14 protein-coding genes and 1 riboswitch are annotated in these 15,464 nt (G+C 40.9%); of the genes, 3 read left to right on the top strand and 11 right to left on the bottom strand.

The annotated features are described in order from the left end of the window. The first annotated feature begins 51 nt into the window (after positions 1–51). A complete protein-coding gene (locus tag BUB56_RS01925) occupies positions 52–1,626 on the top strand; it encodes an HD domain-containing phosphohydrolase (RefSeq protein ID WP_110939694.1) in 1,575 nt (524 codons plus the stop codon). A 69-nt stretch (positions 1,627–1,695) separates the two neighbouring features. Here BUB56_RS01925 and BUB56_RS01920 read toward each other — a convergent pair whose 3' ends face one another. Both BUB56_RS01920 and BUB56_RS01915 read right to left on the bottom strand, forming a co-directional pair. Continuing rightward, entirely contained in the window at positions 1,696–3,111 is a 1,416-nt protein-coding gene (locus tag BUB56_RS01920; protein WP_110939693.1) for a sensor histidine kinase, read from the bottom strand. Further along, a complete protein-coding gene (locus tag BUB56_RS01915) occupies positions 3,108–3,812 on the bottom strand; it encodes a response regulator transcription factor (protein ID WP_110939692.1) in 705 nt (234 codons plus the stop codon). Before BUB56_RS01915 ends, BUB56_RS01920 begins: the two co-directional genes overlap by 4 nt. A 215-nt stretch (positions 3,813–4,027) precedes the next feature. On the opposite strand from BUB56_RS01915, the gene BUB56_RS01910 reads away from it, so the two are divergent. Further along, complete coding sequence (locus tag BUB56_RS01910) at positions 4,028–4,375, top strand: DUF2680 domain-containing protein (RefSeq protein WP_110939691.1); 348 nt, start codon at positions 4,028–4,030, stop codon at positions 4,373–4,375. A 56-nt stretch (positions 4,376–4,431) separates the two neighbouring features. Here the strand turns inward: BUB56_RS01910 and pstA are convergent, their stop codons facing one another. The 4 genes from pstA to BUB56_RS01890 form a co-directional block, all read right to left on the bottom strand. Next, positions 4,432–5,346 carry a phosphate ABC transporter permease PstA gene (gene pstA / locus BUB56_RS01905; protein WP_242946192.1) on the bottom strand — a complete coding sequence of 305 codons (915 nt, stop codon included), beginning with the start codon at positions 5,344–5,346 and terminating at the stop codon, positions 4,432–4,434. Between the two features lie 3 nt (positions 5,347–5,349). Then, the gene (gene pstC / locus BUB56_RS01900; protein WP_110939690.1) at positions 5,350–6,234 is read right to left on the bottom strand and encodes a phosphate ABC transporter permease subunit PstC; all 885 of its coding nucleotides are present in this window, start codon (positions 6,232–6,234) and stop codon (positions 5,350–5,352) included. A gap of 506 nt (positions 6,235–6,740) precedes the next feature. Further along, the gene (locus tag BUB56_RS01895; protein WP_207650380.1) at positions 6,741–7,604 is read right to left on the bottom strand and encodes a phosphate ABC transporter substrate-binding protein; all 864 of its coding nucleotides are present in this window, start codon (positions 7,602–7,604) and stop codon (positions 6,741–6,743) included. Positions 7,605–7,745: 141 nt separating this feature from the next. Next, positions 7,746–9,632: a methyl-accepting chemotaxis protein gene (locus BUB56_RS01890; protein ID WP_190014064.1), complete on the bottom strand. Its 1,887-nt coding sequence runs from the start codon at positions 9,630–9,632 to the stop codon at positions 7,746–7,748. 152 nt (positions 9,633–9,784) lie between these two features. Between BUB56_RS01890 and BUB56_RS19275 the strand changes: the two genes are divergently transcribed. Beyond that, on the top strand, positions 9,785–9,958 hold the full coding sequence (locus BUB56_RS19275; RefSeq protein WP_190014062.1) for a hypothetical protein: 174 nt from the start codon (positions 9,785–9,787) through the stop codon (positions 9,956–9,958). A 393-nt stretch (positions 9,959–10,351) separates the two neighbouring features. Here BUB56_RS19275 and mgtE (BUB56_RS01885) read toward each other — a convergent pair whose 3' ends face one another. The 5 genes from mgtE (BUB56_RS01885) to BUB56_RS01860 form a co-directional block, all read right to left on the bottom strand. Beyond that, positions 10,352–11,686 (bottom strand): magnesium transporter, encoded by a 1,335-nt coding sequence (gene mgtE / locus BUB56_RS01885; RefSeq protein WP_110939687.1) that lies wholly within the window; start codon positions 11,684–11,686, stop codon positions 10,352–10,354. A 168-nt stretch (positions 11,687–11,854) separates the two neighbouring features. Continuing rightward, the gene (gene mgtE / locus BUB56_RS01880) at positions 11,855–13,192 is read right to left on the bottom strand and encodes a magnesium transporter (RefSeq protein WP_110939686.1); all 1,338 of its coding nucleotides are present in this window, start codon (positions 13,190–13,192) and stop codon (positions 11,855–11,857) included. Between the two features lie 166 nt (positions 13,193–13,358). Further along, a riboswitch (M-box (ykoK) riboswitch) is annotated at positions 13,359–13,525 on the bottom strand. Positions 13,526–13,627: 102 nt separating this feature from the next. Continuing rightward, the gene (locus tag BUB56_RS01870; protein WP_110939684.1) at positions 13,628–14,122 is read right to left on the bottom strand and encodes an arsinothricin resistance N-acetyltransferase ArsN1 family A; all 495 of its coding nucleotides are present in this window, start codon (positions 14,120–14,122) and stop codon (positions 13,628–13,630) included. Positions 14,123–14,134: 12 nt separating this feature from the next. Then, positions 14,135–14,950, bottom strand: coding sequence for an arsenite methyltransferase (gene arsM / locus BUB56_RS01865; RefSeq protein ID WP_110939683.1), 816 nt, complete (start codon positions 14,948–14,950; stop codon positions 14,135–14,137). A gap of 15 nt (positions 14,951–14,965) precedes the next feature. Further along, complete coding sequence (locus BUB56_RS01860; protein ID WP_110939682.1) at positions 14,966–15,403, bottom strand: MarR family winged helix-turn-helix transcriptional regulator; 438 nt, start codon at positions 15,401–15,403, stop codon at positions 14,966–14,968. Between the last annotated feature and the right edge of the window lie 61 nt (positions 15,404–15,464).

Raw genomic sequence — 15,464 nt, 5'->3', positions numbered from 1 at the left:
GGATATGTTATAATAATTTTATAGCTTTTATTATAATTATTGAGGTGTCCCATGAAGTTAACCAGCAAATATCTCTTTGGAACGATTCTTAGTATTATTACTGCCGGTATTTTTAGTATTCTGCTCATCATGCTGCCCCTTAGTACTTTTCAGCATGACAGCATCGACAGCTTAGTGAACGAGAAATCTCAGACCATAGAAGTATACTTACATAGAAGATTAATGGAACTGCAGGAGAAAACCATTGAATATGCGTATTGGGATGATGTACTAGAAGCTATTGAAAGACAGGATCGAACCTGGCTGATGGAAAATATCTCCCAGTATCTCTTTGAATCCCCTTTCGATATCGACGCCGTATATTTAAATCTGGATAAAAGCCACTTATCCCAAATGTATAGCGATGAAATATCAGCGCAGCAGCTCCATGAAATTTCGGCTTCTGTTGCAGTACCCAATTCATCTGCTACAGCCTTTTTACGGTTCCTAAATGGGGAAATCTATATGTTCTCAATCGCCCCTATTACGAATAATGCTGGAACAAAAGCTCCTGCAGGATCTCTGCTGCTGGGGAGAAAATTGGATGAAGATTTCTTATCCCCTTTGATTGAATATATTGGCAATTCGTCATCGATTCAGCTTACTTTTGAACAATTAGAGAATAGTCATCACCATTTTTTAAATGAGAATACAATTTATTTTATGCACGACTTTTTTGATGAAAATGGGCAGTATTTAGCTTCTTATAAGGTTACCCTTGACGTTTCTCCGATTAATCATTTAAAGTCCAGGTTATTCCTGAATATCTCCCTATTGATCTTTGCTTCTGTCATCCTCTGTACTATAGCTATTCGTTCCTTCTCCAGAGGCTTTTCAAACCGCTTCAACAATGTTGTAGAAGGTATAAAATTAATAGCAGAGGGCAACTATACACAAAAGCTGGATGTAATCGGTGAAGATGAAATACAGAGTCTATCTCTTAGCGTTAATCAGCTTTCCCACAGCATATTGTCTAAAATTTCTCAGCTGCAGAATAGTTATTTGCAAACGATTGAAGCTTTGGTGACCACCATTGAGGTAAAAGATCCTTACACCAAGGGACACTCAGAGAGGGTAGCCAAATACAGCCTCATGATTGCAAACAGCTTAGGATTAGCGAATGCCAAAGAGATAGAAACTGCTGCGCTCATTCATGACATTGGAAAAATCGGGATACCAGAATCCATTCTAAATAAACCGGGAAAACTGACAGAAGAAGAGTTCTCCTATATTCAACAGCACCCGGAAATCGGCTTTAAAATTCTGGATATGATAGAAGAATTTAAAGATATTAAGCAAATGATTCGTCATCATCATGAATGGTTCAATGGTAAGGGTTATCCTTTAAAAATTTCCGGTGATTCTATCCCTCTGGGCGCCCGGGTTATCGCTGTAGCCGATGCCTTTGATGCAATGACCAGCCGCAGACCCTATAAGTCCCCTTCTTCTACTGCCGCTGCACTGGAAGAGATCCAAAGGATGTCCGGCACACAGTTTGATCCTTTAATCGTAGACGCTTTCATACAGGTGGTGAGCTCCTCAGAAAGCTTTGATCTGCAGGAGCCACTGGGTGAACAGGCGGGCTAATATTACAAAGCTGATTCTACGTTATTGGCTAAAAAATAAATCCTGAAGCCCAAAGCTTAAGGATTTATTTTATGTTTTTTCATGGTGAAGCAATATTTCTATAGGGAAAAATACCTTAAAACTGCTTCCTTTTCCCCTTTCACTCTCTACAGTAATACGGCCTCCATGGGCATCCACTAAGCCTTTTACAATCGTTAGGCCAATACCTGCACCCCCAGTCCCTCGATTCCGGGACAGATCCCCACGATAAAAACGTTCAAAGATATAGGGCAAGTCCTTAGGATCAATTCCTGCACCCTGATCCCTAACCGTCAGGACAATATTATGGGAATCCCGCTCTAATCCTATTTCAATACTAGCCTTTTCCTCTGAATATTTGTAGGCATTGGACAGCAAATTATGCAAAATCTGTTTAACCTTATCCTGATCCATCTCTACGATAAGCCCTGGCTCAATATTAGAAAGCAGCCGGATACTTTTCTTCCGGGCTTGTGCTTGAAAAGCTGCAATTATTTTATCCAACAGCTTTGACAAATCAAAAGTGCTTTTGTTTAACGGATAGGCTGCTTGTTCCAGTTTAGCCAGGTCCTGCAGACTGTCTGACATTTTCTTCAAGCGCAGTACTTCTTCATGGCAGCTTTCAAACCTTTCTACGGTAGGCTCCCAGATACCATCCATCATCGCTTCAATATGGCTTTGAAGGGTTGTCAGGGGTGTCCTGATTTCGTGTGCCATGTCTGTGGTAAGACGTTTTCGCATCATATCCTGCTGCTGAAGGCTCTCCGCCAGATAATTAATAGCTCTTGCCAGCTGTTCGATCTCTAAAGTGTTTACTGTACCCTCTGCACGGATATTCAGATTTCCATTTTTCATTTCATTGGCCGCCTTCGTAATGCTAACTAAAGGAGTGGTCATCTGCTTTGAAAGGATAATACTGATGGTAAGCCCGAGCAGCAAAGCGATGGCAACGGACAAGGCGAAGGCCTGATTTAGTGTATTTTTAAAACCAATGTCGCCCTCCGTGAGATTCCAGCTTCCAAAATAGCCGATATGGATCGTCCCTATTATAACGCTTTCATGCTTAAGGGAGTGTTTTTCTTCAATATATTCCCCTACCCGGTCCGTCATTCTTCGCCCCATCATAGGCCCCATCATATTTCCCATACCCTTTTTATGGATCAAATGGCCTTGTCCTGACGAAAAAATTGTTTTCCCTTCTCTATCCCGGATCTCGATGTACAGATCCTCCAGTACAGCATATCGCCTCATTTCAAAGGGATCAAGCTTAGCGAAGCCCTCACTGCTGCTGTATAAGTCTTCCACTGTTTTTACAACCTTCTGTATTCTATTTTCGTGACTTCGTTTTAAATATTGATTAAACCGCTTGTCAATCATATAATTCGAAATAAGTCCAGCAGTCACTATGGATAAAACAGCGGTCAACAGAAAACCGGATGCTAATTTTATTCCTATGGAAGTTTTCATCGTATTCCTCCAAACTTGTATCCCATTCCATATACTGTTTGAATATAGACAGGGCTTTTAGGATCTCTCTCAATCTTTTGCCGTATATTTTTTATATGGGTATCAATGGTTCTGTCAAAACCGTCATAATCAAAGCCAAAAGCCCTTTCTACCAACTGTTCTCTCGAAAAAACCTGCCCCGGATGAGATAATAAAACCATGAGAAGCTTAAATTCATTGGGAGTTAAATTCACACTTTCCCCTCTTACTTTGACTTCTACCCGATCAGCATCTATTTCCAATTCTCCGTTATTGAATTGAAGCAGCTGTGCCACAGGCTGATAATCTCGATAGCTTCTCCGAAGGAGAGCTTTAACACGTCCAACCACCTCCCGGGGACTAAAGGGTTTTGTTACATAATCATCGGCGCCAATTGCCAAACCCTCCAGCGTATCATCTTCTTCAGTTTTAGCCGTTACCATGATAATCGGCACAACGGAAAACTCTCTAATTTGTCTGCAAACCTCTTCCCCGGACAGCTTCGGCAGCATTAGATCTAATATTAAAAGGTGTATTTCCTCTGTCTTAAAAATTTCCAAGGCTTTCAGGCCATCAGTTGCCTTAATCACTTCATATCCTTCTTTATTTAAATAGGCCTCCAGCACCTGCAAAATCTTTTCTTCATCCTCCACAAGCAATATCCTGATTTTTTGCTCTTTCATCTATCAGATCCTCCTCTAAAGCCTCTTAATTCATTTTTCCACGATCAAGCCTACTTTGTAAAGTAATTTATTCTATCAAAACAATATGAAGATTTTATGAAGCAATAAAATAACAGAAAAATTTCTAATAAATTTTCTTTCTTCATAATTCCTCCACATTCTTTTTCTATAATGACTTTGTAAACAAAATCCTATCATTGAAGGAGGAATACGCAATGAAAAAATTAGTACTTAGTTTGACGGTGGTTGCTCTATTGGTTGCTTTATTTGCTACTGCAGCCTTTGCAGCTGAAACAAAAGAAACCCCACAATGGTTTAAGGACATGATTCAGTGGAAAAAGGATCAGATAACGCAGGCAGTCGAAGAAGGCATCATTACTGCTGAGGATGCAAAGCAGTTTAATGAGCGCTTGGATGCAATGGAAAAATATCATGAGGAAAATGGTTTTGCATTCAATGGCATGGGCTTTGGACAGTGCCGGGGAGGCTTCTTAAATAGATCCGGTATTCGCGGCGGCTTTGGCGGCGGTATGATGAACCGTTTTAACTTTTCAAATCAATAATCAAAAAGACTGCGGAATTCCGCAGTCTTTTTGATTTTAAACAGGAAAGTCTAAGTTTATGCTTCTACCTTTGTTTTTTTCATATACCGGTTGGCAGTCATATTCGCCATAAAGTTAATAAATAACACGAGCAATATTAAAACCGTAGCTGTTGCAAAGGTCTTTTCCTTGGATAAACCCTCCGACGCCAGTATATAGGTGTGTACCGCCATGGTTCTTGCCGGGTCCATCAGGGTTTTGGGAACGCCTAATGAGCTGCCTGCTGTCAGCATGACAGCGGCAGTTTCACCAATAGCTCTTCCGATTCCCAGGATAAGTCCTGTCAGAATTCCGGATATACTGCTGGGCAAAACCACCTTTACAATGGTTTGCAGCTTTGTTGCTCCCAGGGCAAAGCTGCCTTCACGATAAGCCTGTGGAACAGTCTTTATAGATTCCTCGGTTGCACGAACCAGTGTTGGCAAAATCATCATTGCCAGAGTTAATCCACCGGAAAGTATCGACCATCTGAACCCCCAAAAGATTACAAAGAAAACGAATCCAAACAATCCAAATATAATGGAGGGAATTCCTGCTAATGTCTCTGTACCAAATCGAATCAGCTTTACCAACTTCGTTTCTTTTGCATATTCTGTAAGGTAAATCGCTGCAGCAACACCAATGGGAGTGGCAATAGCAACAGCTACCAGTGTTAAATAAATCGTTCCAATGATAATAGAATAAATTCCGCCCTGTCTTCCCATGCTGCTGGGTTCTTGTGTAAAGAAATCAAGATCGATATATTTTAACCCGTTCAGCAAAACATAACCTATAATCGAAACCAAAGCACAAATTGTTAGTATGGCAGCAAGATAAATCCCTATATAGGCCAGTTTCTCCCCTATATTGATCTTTTTCTTTGTACTGCCTGCAATCCATTTTTTCGAGGCAATATTTGGAGTACTTTCCGTATTTACATTCAAATTCATCATATCCTACTCTCCTCCCAGTTTCCTTGTGATCGCAGTAGCTGATATATTCAAGGTCATAATAAAAAGAAAAAGTATAATTCCGGTGGCAAACAATGCCTTTTGATGGGTCGGCGTTGCATATCCCATTTCCATGGCAATAGTCCCCGTCATGGTCGCTACTGAATCTAGAATGCCCCCTGGTACTCTTGGCATATTCCCCGTGATCAAAATGACTGCCATGGTTTCTCCTACTGCTCTTCCCATCCCCAATACTACCGATGCAATAATTCCCGATCTGGCTGCAGGAATAAGCACCTTGCTGATGGTTTCAAAGTGAGATGCCCCTAAGGCTAAGGACCCATGCTTATATTCTGAGGGGACCGCACGTATGGCATTTTCGGATATATTGATAATAGTCGGCAGAATCATAATAGCTAGAATAATCGCCCCGCCCAATATACTGTAACCGGAGGTATAGGTATCAGGGCTGAATTTTTGAACAATGGGCAGCACTTGTGTCCGGATCAGCGGTACTAAAATAGATAATCCAAAGAATCCATACACAACGGAAGGAATACCTGCTAATAGCTCCACCGCAGGTTTAAAAACCCTCACAACAGACTTTGGGGCGATTTCTGCCAGGAAAACAGCACAGGCCAATCCCATAGGAACACCGATGATCAACGCTCCGATCGTTACTGAAACAGAGCCTGCAATCATGGGGAAAGCACCATATTCTCCGTTGGTGGGACTCCAGTTCTTTCCAAAGATAAAATTAAGAAATCCATATTCACTTAAAATCGGCAATCCTTCTTTAAAGATAAAAAACGTAATTAAGAATACAGACAGTGTGGCTGTGGTCGCACAGATAAACAGCATTGCTTCTACTATTTTTTCATGGGTCTTCATTTCTTGTCTCCTCCCAAATTCCTAACTTCCTCAGTTCATTCTTCCCATATACATTTTATTTCTCAATTTTTACAAGCAAATTAACTTTATGTTAAAATCATGTTAAAAGCCTTCTATAGACTTACGCATCTACAACAAGATGTTGTTTTGCAGGGGCAGACCTGCGTGTCTGCCCGCTTTTTCAGGACAGCACAGGGGCTGTTCCCCATAGGCGTCAACTTAATCTAGATATTTCCAAATAAACCTTAGAAGCATGTCATTCTGAGCGTTAGCGAAGAATCTTATAAAACATAAGCAAGATTGCTTTTGATTATCAGAATATATCATCTAGCTTAAAGATCCTTCGACTCCGTTTTACTCCGCTCAGGATGACAAATTATGAGTTAAGTTGACGCCTATGGGTCGTTCCCTACGATTATATTACTTTATAGAGGCATTTATCTATAAGCAGAAAGAGAGACGATCTCTGCAGACCGTCTCTCTATGCCTTGGAAGGGAGTTATGTGCTATTTTACAGAAATATAATGCTCTTTAACAATTTCTTGTCCTTCATTCATGACGAATTCGATGAAAGCTTTTACAGCTTCGGACTCTTCACCGTTTGTCAGGTATAAAAATGGTCTGGCAATTTTGAAGGTACCTGCTTTGGCATTTTCTTCAGTAGCTTCTACACCTTCTACTTTCACTGTCTTTACAGTAGCATCAAGGGCTCCCATGGATACATAACCGATAGCATCCGGTGTATTTGCCACAGTCTGCTTCACTGCACCTGTTGAAGGCTGCACTAATGCACTGGCTGTTGTAAAGTCTTTATTCTTGCCATCTGCATCTTTTGCTTCAACCTTCGTAATTTCGATAAAAGCACCTCTTGTACCGGATCCTTCTTCTCTTGTTACAACTACGATTGGCTTATCTGCACCGCCAACTTCTTTCCAGTTCGTAATTTCGCCGGTGAAAATCTTTTTTATTTGATCCATGTTTAAATCTTCCACGCTGTTCGCTGGGTTTACTACTACTGCAATACCGTCTTTTGCAATTACATATTCTGTTAATCCTGCAGTTTTTTCGTCATCCTTCAATTCTCTTGAAGACATACCGATGTCTACAATTTTATCGATAGCTGACTTTACACCTACGCTGGAACCGCCGCCTTGTACTTCTACAGACACTTCAGGATACTTTGCTTTAAATGCTTCTGCCAATTCATCGGACAATGGTTGTACTGATGTTGAACCGGCTATAACAACTTTTCCTGTTAACATTGCTTCTTCAGCTGGCTTTTGCTCATCTGCTGCCGGCTTTGAACCGCAGCCTGCTAGCATTGTAACAGCTAGCATAAGTACCAAAGCAAGAGATAGAATCTTTTTCATTTTAAAATTTCCCCCATTCATTGTGTTTGTTCGTCCAACTTGCATTACCCACATTTACGAGTATACGATTGTATTGTTAACCTACTATAAAGCTACTGTTAAATATGTGTTAAATCCAAAAATTTCCTGAATGCTGTATTTCTACAAGCCTTTTACCGTTTGATAAATATTTTCGATGTTATCCTTCTGGGTTTCCAACAGTTTAAACTGATGCTGCACCCCTTCCAGAGAGTCCTTCGTACTGTTGGCTACCTCTATAACTACTCCCGTAAACTGCTGTATGGATGAAATAAACTGCTGAATTCTTTCCGTTATGCTCTCGGAGTAAGCACGTATTTGCTCTGTTTCATGATTAGTTTTGAGGGAATTCTCAGAAACCAAGTCGGATAATTCCCTAATATTGTCAATGTCCTTTACGATATCTCGGAAAATATCGCTTACTTCATGGAAGATTGCAGTAATTTGCTTTGTTTCGCCTACAGAAGCAACGGCTATCTGGGTACTCTGATTTAGCTGTTTTACAGTCCGGCTGCTTTGTCCAACCAAATCCTTAATGATCTTTTCTATTTCTAAAGCAAATTGTGATGATTGATTGGACAGATTCCTTATTTCTTCAGCCACTACTGTAAAGCCCCTGCCGTATTCTCCGGCTCTGGCTGCTTCGATAGAAGCATTTAACGCCAATAGATTCGTTTGCTTTGAGATATTGGTGATATCCGTTAAAATTTGATTGATGTTGCCAATTTTATCAGTGAGCTGCACCACGTTGTCTGAGGCCTCCGTGATTTCCTCCAGGCTTCCATGAAGACATCCTATGATTCTCTGTACATCCTCCAGTCTTGTCTCCAGTTTCTCGTTAAATAGGGTTAGATCCGATTGGGTTTTTTCTACAAAAACAATTGTACTTTCAGTAGAACGGGCCAATGTTTCATTTAATAGACCCACATCCCCGATTCCTCTGTTTACTTCCCCAACAGCTGTGGCAATTTCATCGGTACCTGCCACTAAAAACTCAATATCCCTGGATAGTTCACTCAGATGTTCTTCTGCAATAATAGCATCCTTTTTGACATCGGAAGCGATCTGAATCATTTCATCGGCTTCCACCACCAGTTCCTTCGTCAGATGATGAATATGCTCCCTGAAGGATTTAACATTGGCAGTGATGGTAAAAAGATAATATAGGGTAATCAATAAAGCAACTACAGCCATAAGTATAGATAGGACTACATAGAGATCATTCTGCTTATGGATGTTATGTATAATGGGCGTTGTATAGCTTAGGGTATGCTGCTTCAATAGGTTTGCAGATTCCTTCATTTTTCCGATGCGGTCCAGGGACAACAATACAATTGTATCATTTGTAGCCTTTGCCGTATCCCCATAGGTGATGGGCAGCTTACCGGCATACTCAACCAGTCTTGCATAAATTTCTCCATAAGCTTCTATTTCTTTAATAATTTCTTCTGCCTCAGCACTGCTGTCATTGGTCCGTATTGCATCATGCAGCAGCTCAAGGTTTTCATGAATTTCTGACAACTTCCTCTCCACATCTCCGATGGAATAATTCCGGGTCAAATAGCCTTGAAAAATAACATGAAATTGCAGGGTTTCTACCTGTATCTGGGATGCCAGCATCATCTGCTGATTAATAAGACCTTCCACCTTCTCTAGATTTTGATTGGAAGAATATAGAGAGAAGCTTGTAATGATAGAAACCGTTAGAATCAGGAGGGTGAGTACGATAAAAGCCCGGTGAATTTGTTTATGAATCACCTTACTCTTCGATAATTTAACAATATTTTCATGCTTCCGGCCGGTAATTTTTCTTTTGAAGTAGGGCAATCTTTTAATAAGCTCCGCCAACAGATTTCTTCCACTGAATAAATTAGAAATTTTCGCTGTCATCTTAAGATTAGGCTTTAAAAATCTGTTTTGTGTTTCAGTGGCCTTTACATCTTTGGGCAATTTCTTGCGCTCCTTAAAAAGATGTATCCTATTAAAGAACTTTTTCCTTTTTTTATCCATTGGTTTAAGCCTCCATTTATCAATGTCCATTTTCATTCTATGGAATTCATGGAAACCCTACTATCATAAAATGTTAGAGATTTGTTAATCTTTGGTAAAGAAATATTATGGAGTATTTAGGATGGTAACGCTCACGAACAAGGAGGAAAAAAATGGGAATCAGCAACTATAATCCTTATGGAATAGATCTGTATGACATGCATAATCAGAAGAAAAAGGATCATAAAAAGCAGGAAAAAATCTTGCAGGAAATGATCCAAGAATTAAAAAGAATTGATGGCAGTCTAGAGGATATCAAATCTACTATTCATCATTTGCTTGAGTAATCTACAGCACCGATGCAATCGTTATAGATTTAAGCCATTATAAATATAAGTATTATTGTGTAGGGGCAGACCCACGTGTCTGCCTGCTTTTTTGAGGGACGACACATTGGTCGTCCCCTACAATTTTATTTCATTATAGAGGCGTTTACCTATATTAGAAAATAACAGACACTAAGTGAGCGAATTTTTGATCCTTTTGCTGTCGTTCTTAGGGAGTGGAGAGAAATAATTCGTTAAGAAACTTGCATGTCTGAAGGTAGTGAGTTTGCAAGTTTTAGAATTATTTCTTGGAAAGAGCTTTAGAACAATCAAAAGAGCAAACCTCGCGAATCTGTGTCTTTATTTTCTGTCTCGTCCTTAAACAATATGACAAAAGACACTCAACGAGTGCCTTTATAATCCTAATATCCATGCAGCCATGGAAAAGTATACAATTAAGGCTACAGCATCCACAATCGTTGTGATCAATGGACTGGCCATGATGGCAGGGTCCAGCTTCATCCGTCTGGCGGCAATGGGCAGTATCCCTCCAACCAGCTTAGCCAATACCACGGTCACAAACATGGTAATAGAGACGGTTACGGCAATCTGAATGCCTACCCTTTCAACATAAAAAATTCGTAAAAAGTTGATGCCTGCCATAACAACCCCTACAATAGTACTAACTCTAAGCTCCTTCCACATCACCTTTAATACGTCGCCTAGCTTGATATCCCCCAGGGCAAGACCCCGTATGACTAAAGTGGATGACTGAGAACCGGCATTTCCCCCTGTATCCATCAGCATCGGGATAAAAGCCGCCAGTACAACAACAGATGAGAGGACATCCTCAAACCGTCGGATAATATTCCCTGTAAAGGTTGCAGAAATCATCAATATGAGCAGCCAGGTAATACGATGTTTAGCCAAGGTAAAAACCGGCGTTTCCAAGTACTCCTCTTCAGAGGGGGCCATAGCAGCCATCCTTTGAAAGTCCTCTGTATTCTCCTGTTCGATAACATCTACAATATCGTCGATGGTGATGATTCCCGTCAATCTTTCTTCCTTATCTACTACAGGAACCGCCATAAGGTCATACTTTTTAAACAGATGAGCGATGGTCTCCTGATCGTCGTGGGTATGAACATAGATTACATCGGTATTCATCATTTCGCCGACGGTTTTGTCCTCATCATTGGTAACCAGTTTTCTCAAGGAGATAATTCCCTCCAGCTTTCGATTGGCATCGGTCACATAACAAGTATAGACCGTTTCTTTGTCTAAAGCAATGCGCTTGATATAATCCAGTGCTTCTCTCAAGGTCATTTCCTTTTTTAAGCCTACATACTCAATGGTCATCAGACTCCCTGCAGAATTCTCAGGATAGTTTAAAAACTGATTAATCAGAATCCGTTCTTCTTCTTTTGTATTTTTAAGTATTTTTTTCACAACACTGGCGGGCATTTCTTCCAGAAAGTCAATCATATCGTCAAAATACAATTCATCCATAATATGCTTGATTTCACGGTCTGTGATCGCATCGATAATGGCCAGCTGCTGTTCATTGGAAAGATAGGCAAAAACCTCTACAGCTGTGTCCTTAGGCAGCATTCGAAAAAGAATAAGTGCTTGATTCTTATCAAATTCTTCTAATAGTTCAGCAATATCTACTACATTTAGGTCCATCACTTCTCTGCGTGCATCCCCAAATCTTTTTTCCTGCATCAATTCCATAACTCTTTCTTTCATAGGCAACTCCTCCTTAAGAGAACCGCCATTCATCGTCATGAATGGCTACGGTTCTTATCAATATTTTTTTACTCCAAAGGATCCTCCTAGGTAAGGGACTAGAATCCATAGCCATCACCACCTTTCAATCTTTTATTATATCTTTTTTTCAAAGTATCTCACATCCTATTATATTCCCATAATTTCACTGGCTAATGTAAAATATACCACAAGGGTGACTGCATCTACAATCGTTGTAATTAGCGGGCTGGCCATAATGGCCGGATCAAGCTTCAATCGCTGGGCTATAATAGGTAGTATGCCTCCAACCAGCTTTGCAAATACAATAGTAACCATAAGGGTTCCGCAAACCGTGAGAGATATATATAAGCTGATTCCCTCTAAATAATAAATACGCAAGAAATGAAATCCTGCAAGGATCGCTCCAACTACGAGACTTACTCGAAACTCTTTCCAAATAACCCGCAGAACGTCGCCGATCCCAATTTGTCCCAAGGCTAATCCACGAATCACAAGGGTTGAGGATTGTGCCCCTGCATTCCCCCCGGTGTTCATCAGCATAGGAATGAATGCAGCTAATATCACTACGGAGGAAAGAACATCCTCAAATCTGCGGATAATCGTTCCGGAAAAGGTAGCCGAAATCATTAGGATCAGCAGCCAGGTTATTCTATTTTTTGCCAGAGCTACAACACCTGTTGACAGGTATTCTATCTCTGAAGGAATAATGGCAGCCATTTTTTGGAAGTCTTCCGTATCCTCTTGCTCGATAACATCTACAATATCGTCTATGGTAATAATTCCTGTTAAACGCTGCTCCTTATCCACCACCGGTACAATCATAAGGTCGTACTTCTTAAACAATTGGGCAATTTCTTCCTGATCGTCATGAGTATGGGCATAAATCACATCGGTCTCCATAACTTCTCCGATGGGGACAGTTTCATCGCTGATCACCAGCTTTCGAAGGGATATGCTGCCCTCTAATTTCTGATTTTCATCGGTTACATAACAGGTATAGATGGTTTCTTTATCAATTCCAATTCGCTTAATGTATGTCAATGCCTGCTTTACCGTCATTTCCTTCTTGAGTCCTACATATTCAATCGTCATCAGACTGCCTGCTGAGTTTTCCGGGTAATTCAGGAACTGATTGATAAGAATTCTCTCTTCTTCCTTAGTATGCTTAAGAATTCTTTTGACGATGCCCGCAGGCATCTCCTCCAGCATATCGATCATATCATCAAAGTATAGTTCATCAATGATATGCTTAATTTCTTTATCGGTTATTCTGTTAATAATATCAATTTGCTGTTCATTGGATAGATAGGCGAAAACATCCACCGCAGTATCTTTAGGCAGCATACGAAACAAAATAATCGCATGGTCTGCTTCTAATTCTCCCAGAAGTTCAGCGATATCTACTTCGTTCAGTTCCATAATCTCCCTGCGGGCTTCACTAAATCTTTTGTCAGCTAACAGTGTAAGGATTAATTCTTTTATCATTTAATGCCTCCTTTGAAGAGCCATTGAACCATGAGATGGTTATAGCTTTTCCTATATTATTTTTTTTAGCCTGACGCCTGGGCAAAGGACTCGAATCCATAACCATCACCATCCTTACACATAAATTTTGATACAAAAAAATCTCTACCCAACAGTAGAGAGAATCAACAATCCTTCTATGTTGAGCTTTAGCACTAGAGAGCTTTGACCTTTCGAAGTCAGCTGCATTAAATATAACCTTCTCGATTATATTTGCTAACCGCATTGGCGTCTCTCGACATTTCTGGGCAGCAGCGTTTATCTCAATAGGAACCTCACCTAACATAACCTATGAAACTAATTTGCAGTTACTCCTCTATTATTATATGTCATCGCTTTCCATTAATCAACCTCTGTCTTATACCTTTTGTTTTGATTGCTGCCCTAATGCATGCACTAGGACAGCAATCTTTCCATAATCGTTACATCCACCCATTTCCCGTCCAGCAATCCATGCTGCATATAGGTGCCTACTTCTCTAAAGCCAAGACTTCGATAGAGGTTTTGGCCCGCTTCGTTAAATTTGAAAGTACTCAGCACCAGTTTGTGGAATCCCTGTTTTTTAGCAGTTTCTATTAAACCCTGCAGTAGAATTTTGCCTAGCCCTTTTCCCCGCATGCTTCTTTGGATGTAGATGGAAATATCCACAACGCTGCTGTAACAGCACCTTGCATTAAATACATTTAAAGATGCCCACCCAAGTACTTGATCTGCCTCGTCAGCGATTACCAGTATTTTATAGGCTTCCCCCCTGTTCAACAGCCAGGCTTCCATTTCTTCTGATTCTCTCAGTCTGGTTTCCAGCGTAGCCACCCGATCTGCGATCCCCTCGTTGTATATATCCGTGATTCGGGGAACATCCGTCAATACGGCTTCTCTTATGCTATACATTCCTACGCCCCCCTATTTATAAGCTTTAATATAGGCACCGGCAAAAGCACCATCTACTGCATCCAGGGAGATGGACAGTTCCTGAGGCAGAAGTTCCTTCTTTGATGCCAGTAAACCTTCAATAATAGGTTTAGTATACACATGAACAGGTTCAATCTCTATCGTATGAAAACCTACTTTCTGTAAAATATCCATATAGGCATCCACCTCCAGGGTTCCCGCGATACAGCCCACCCAAAGCTCTGCCTGTTTTCTAATTTCCTGGGAAACAGGCCTAAGGGCAACAATATCTGCGATAGCCAGACGGCCGCCAGGCTTCAGCACTCTATAGGCTTCTGCCAATGCCTTCTCCTTATCCGCAGAAAGATTGATCACGCAGTTAGACATGATGACATCCATTATACCGTCCCCCAGTGGGATTTCCTCGATATAGCCCTTGATAAACTCAACATTGACTGCGCCCATTTCTTCCTTGTTTTTATTGGCCAGCGCCAACATTTCATCGGTCATATCCAATCCGTAAACCATCCCCCGTTCACCTACAATCTTAGAGGCCATCAGCACATCAATGCCTCCGCCGCTTCCTAAGTCCAGCACACTTTCTCCCTCCTGAAGGTCTGCAAATAGCAGCGGATTGGCGCAACCTAAAGAGGCGTTGACAGCAGCCTTTGGCAGATCCTGAGTTGCTTCCCCGTCGTACAGGATAAGTTCGCTGATATCACCGCAGCAAGAGGTTCCGCAGCCACAGCTTCCTTTTTCCCCCTGAACCACCTTATCTGCAATCCCTCCATAATACTCTTTAACCTTTTCTCTTAGATCCTCTTTCATTTTCATGGCCCCTTTCTATGAACAGCATTTATTTTTCCTTACTGCCTCCAGCAGCAGCTCTAAACTTTCAATGACTTGATCCCGTTTCCTTTCAGGGATATCTGCGAAAACCTTATTGAAATAAATCGTCATTTCCTCTTCTATTCCTCTAAAAACCTCACCTCCCTTTTCTGTCAGCCTAATGCTGACAAATCTGCGATCCTGGGGATCTGCCTCCCGCTCAGCCAGCTCCTGCTGCACTAAGTTATTGACGGTTCTACTCATGGTACTATTATCTAAGTTGAGTAAAAGCGCTAATTCATTTAGAGAAATACTACCGGCTCTACCAATTTCTACAATGGCATGACATTGGCCGATGGTAATCCCACAGCAAGAGGCTTCGCTTTTATGCAGAATTTCTAAATTGCGGATAAACAGTCGCACCAGCTCTCTAATCTTACCTGCACTTTCCATTTCATCACCTCAATTTAATTGTAATATAAAACAGTTGTATTTTGCAACTATATTTTTTGAA

The organism is Geosporobacter subterraneus DSM 17957, assembly GCF_900142145.1.
In the GTDB taxonomy this organism is placed as follows: Bacteria; Bacillota; Clostridia; order Peptostreptococcales; family Thermotaleaceae; genus Geosporobacter; species Geosporobacter subterraneus.
Note: the sequence above shows the minus strand (reverse complement) of the source record. Positions and strands in the feature narration are given on the sequence as shown.

Coding starts and splice junctions, on each gene's coding strand:
- BUB56_RS01860 (WP_110939682.1), bottom strand. CDS start 15,403: ATGGAAAGTGCAGGTAAGATTAGAGAGCTGGTGCGACTGTTTATCCGC.
- BUB56_RS01895 (WP_207650380.1), bottom strand. CDS start 7,604: ATGAAAAAGATTCTATCTCTTGCTTTGGTACTTATGCTAGCTGTTACA.
- mgtE (WP_110939687.1), bottom strand. CDS start 11,686: ATGAAAGAAAGAGTTATGGAATTGATGCAGGAAAAAAGATTTGGGGAT.
- BUB56_RS01890 (WP_190014064.1), bottom strand. CDS start 9,632: ATGGATAAAAAAAGGAAAAAGTTCTTTAATAGGATACATCTTTTTAAG.
- BUB56_RS01915 (WP_110939692.1), bottom strand. CDS start 3,812: ATGAAAGAGCAAAAAATCAGGATATTGCTTGTGGAGGATGAAGAAAAG.
- BUB56_RS01910 (WP_110939691.1), top strand. CDS start 4,028: ATGAAAAAATTAGTACTTAGTTTGACGGTGGTTGCTCTATTGGTTGCT.
- BUB56_RS01920 (WP_110939693.1), bottom strand. CDS start 3,111: ATGAAAACTTCCATAGGAATAAAATTAGCATCCGGTTTTCTGTTGACC.
- pstC (WP_110939690.1), bottom strand. CDS start 6,234: ATGAAGACCCATGAAAAAATAGTAGAAGCAATGCTGTTTATCTGTGCG.
- mgtE (WP_110939686.1), bottom strand. CDS start 13,192: ATGATAAAAGAATTAATCCTTACACTGTTAGCTGACAAAAGATTTAGT.
- BUB56_RS01870 (WP_110939684.1), bottom strand. CDS start 14,122: ATGTATAGCATAAGAGAAGCCGTATTGACGGATGTTCCCCGAATCACG.
- pstA (WP_242946192.1), bottom strand. CDS start 5,346: ATGATGAATTTGAATGTAAATACGGAAAGTACTCCAAATATTGCCTCG.
- BUB56_RS01925 (WP_110939694.1), top strand. CDS start 52: ATGAAGTTAACCAGCAAATATCTCTTTGGAACGATTCTTAGTATTATT.
- BUB56_RS19275 (WP_190014062.1), top strand. CDS start 9,785: ATGGGAATCAGCAACTATAATCCTTATGGAATAGATCTGTATGACATG.
- arsM (WP_110939683.1), bottom strand. CDS start 14,950: ATGAAAGAGGATCTAAGAGAAAAGGTTAAAGAGTATTATGGAGGGATT.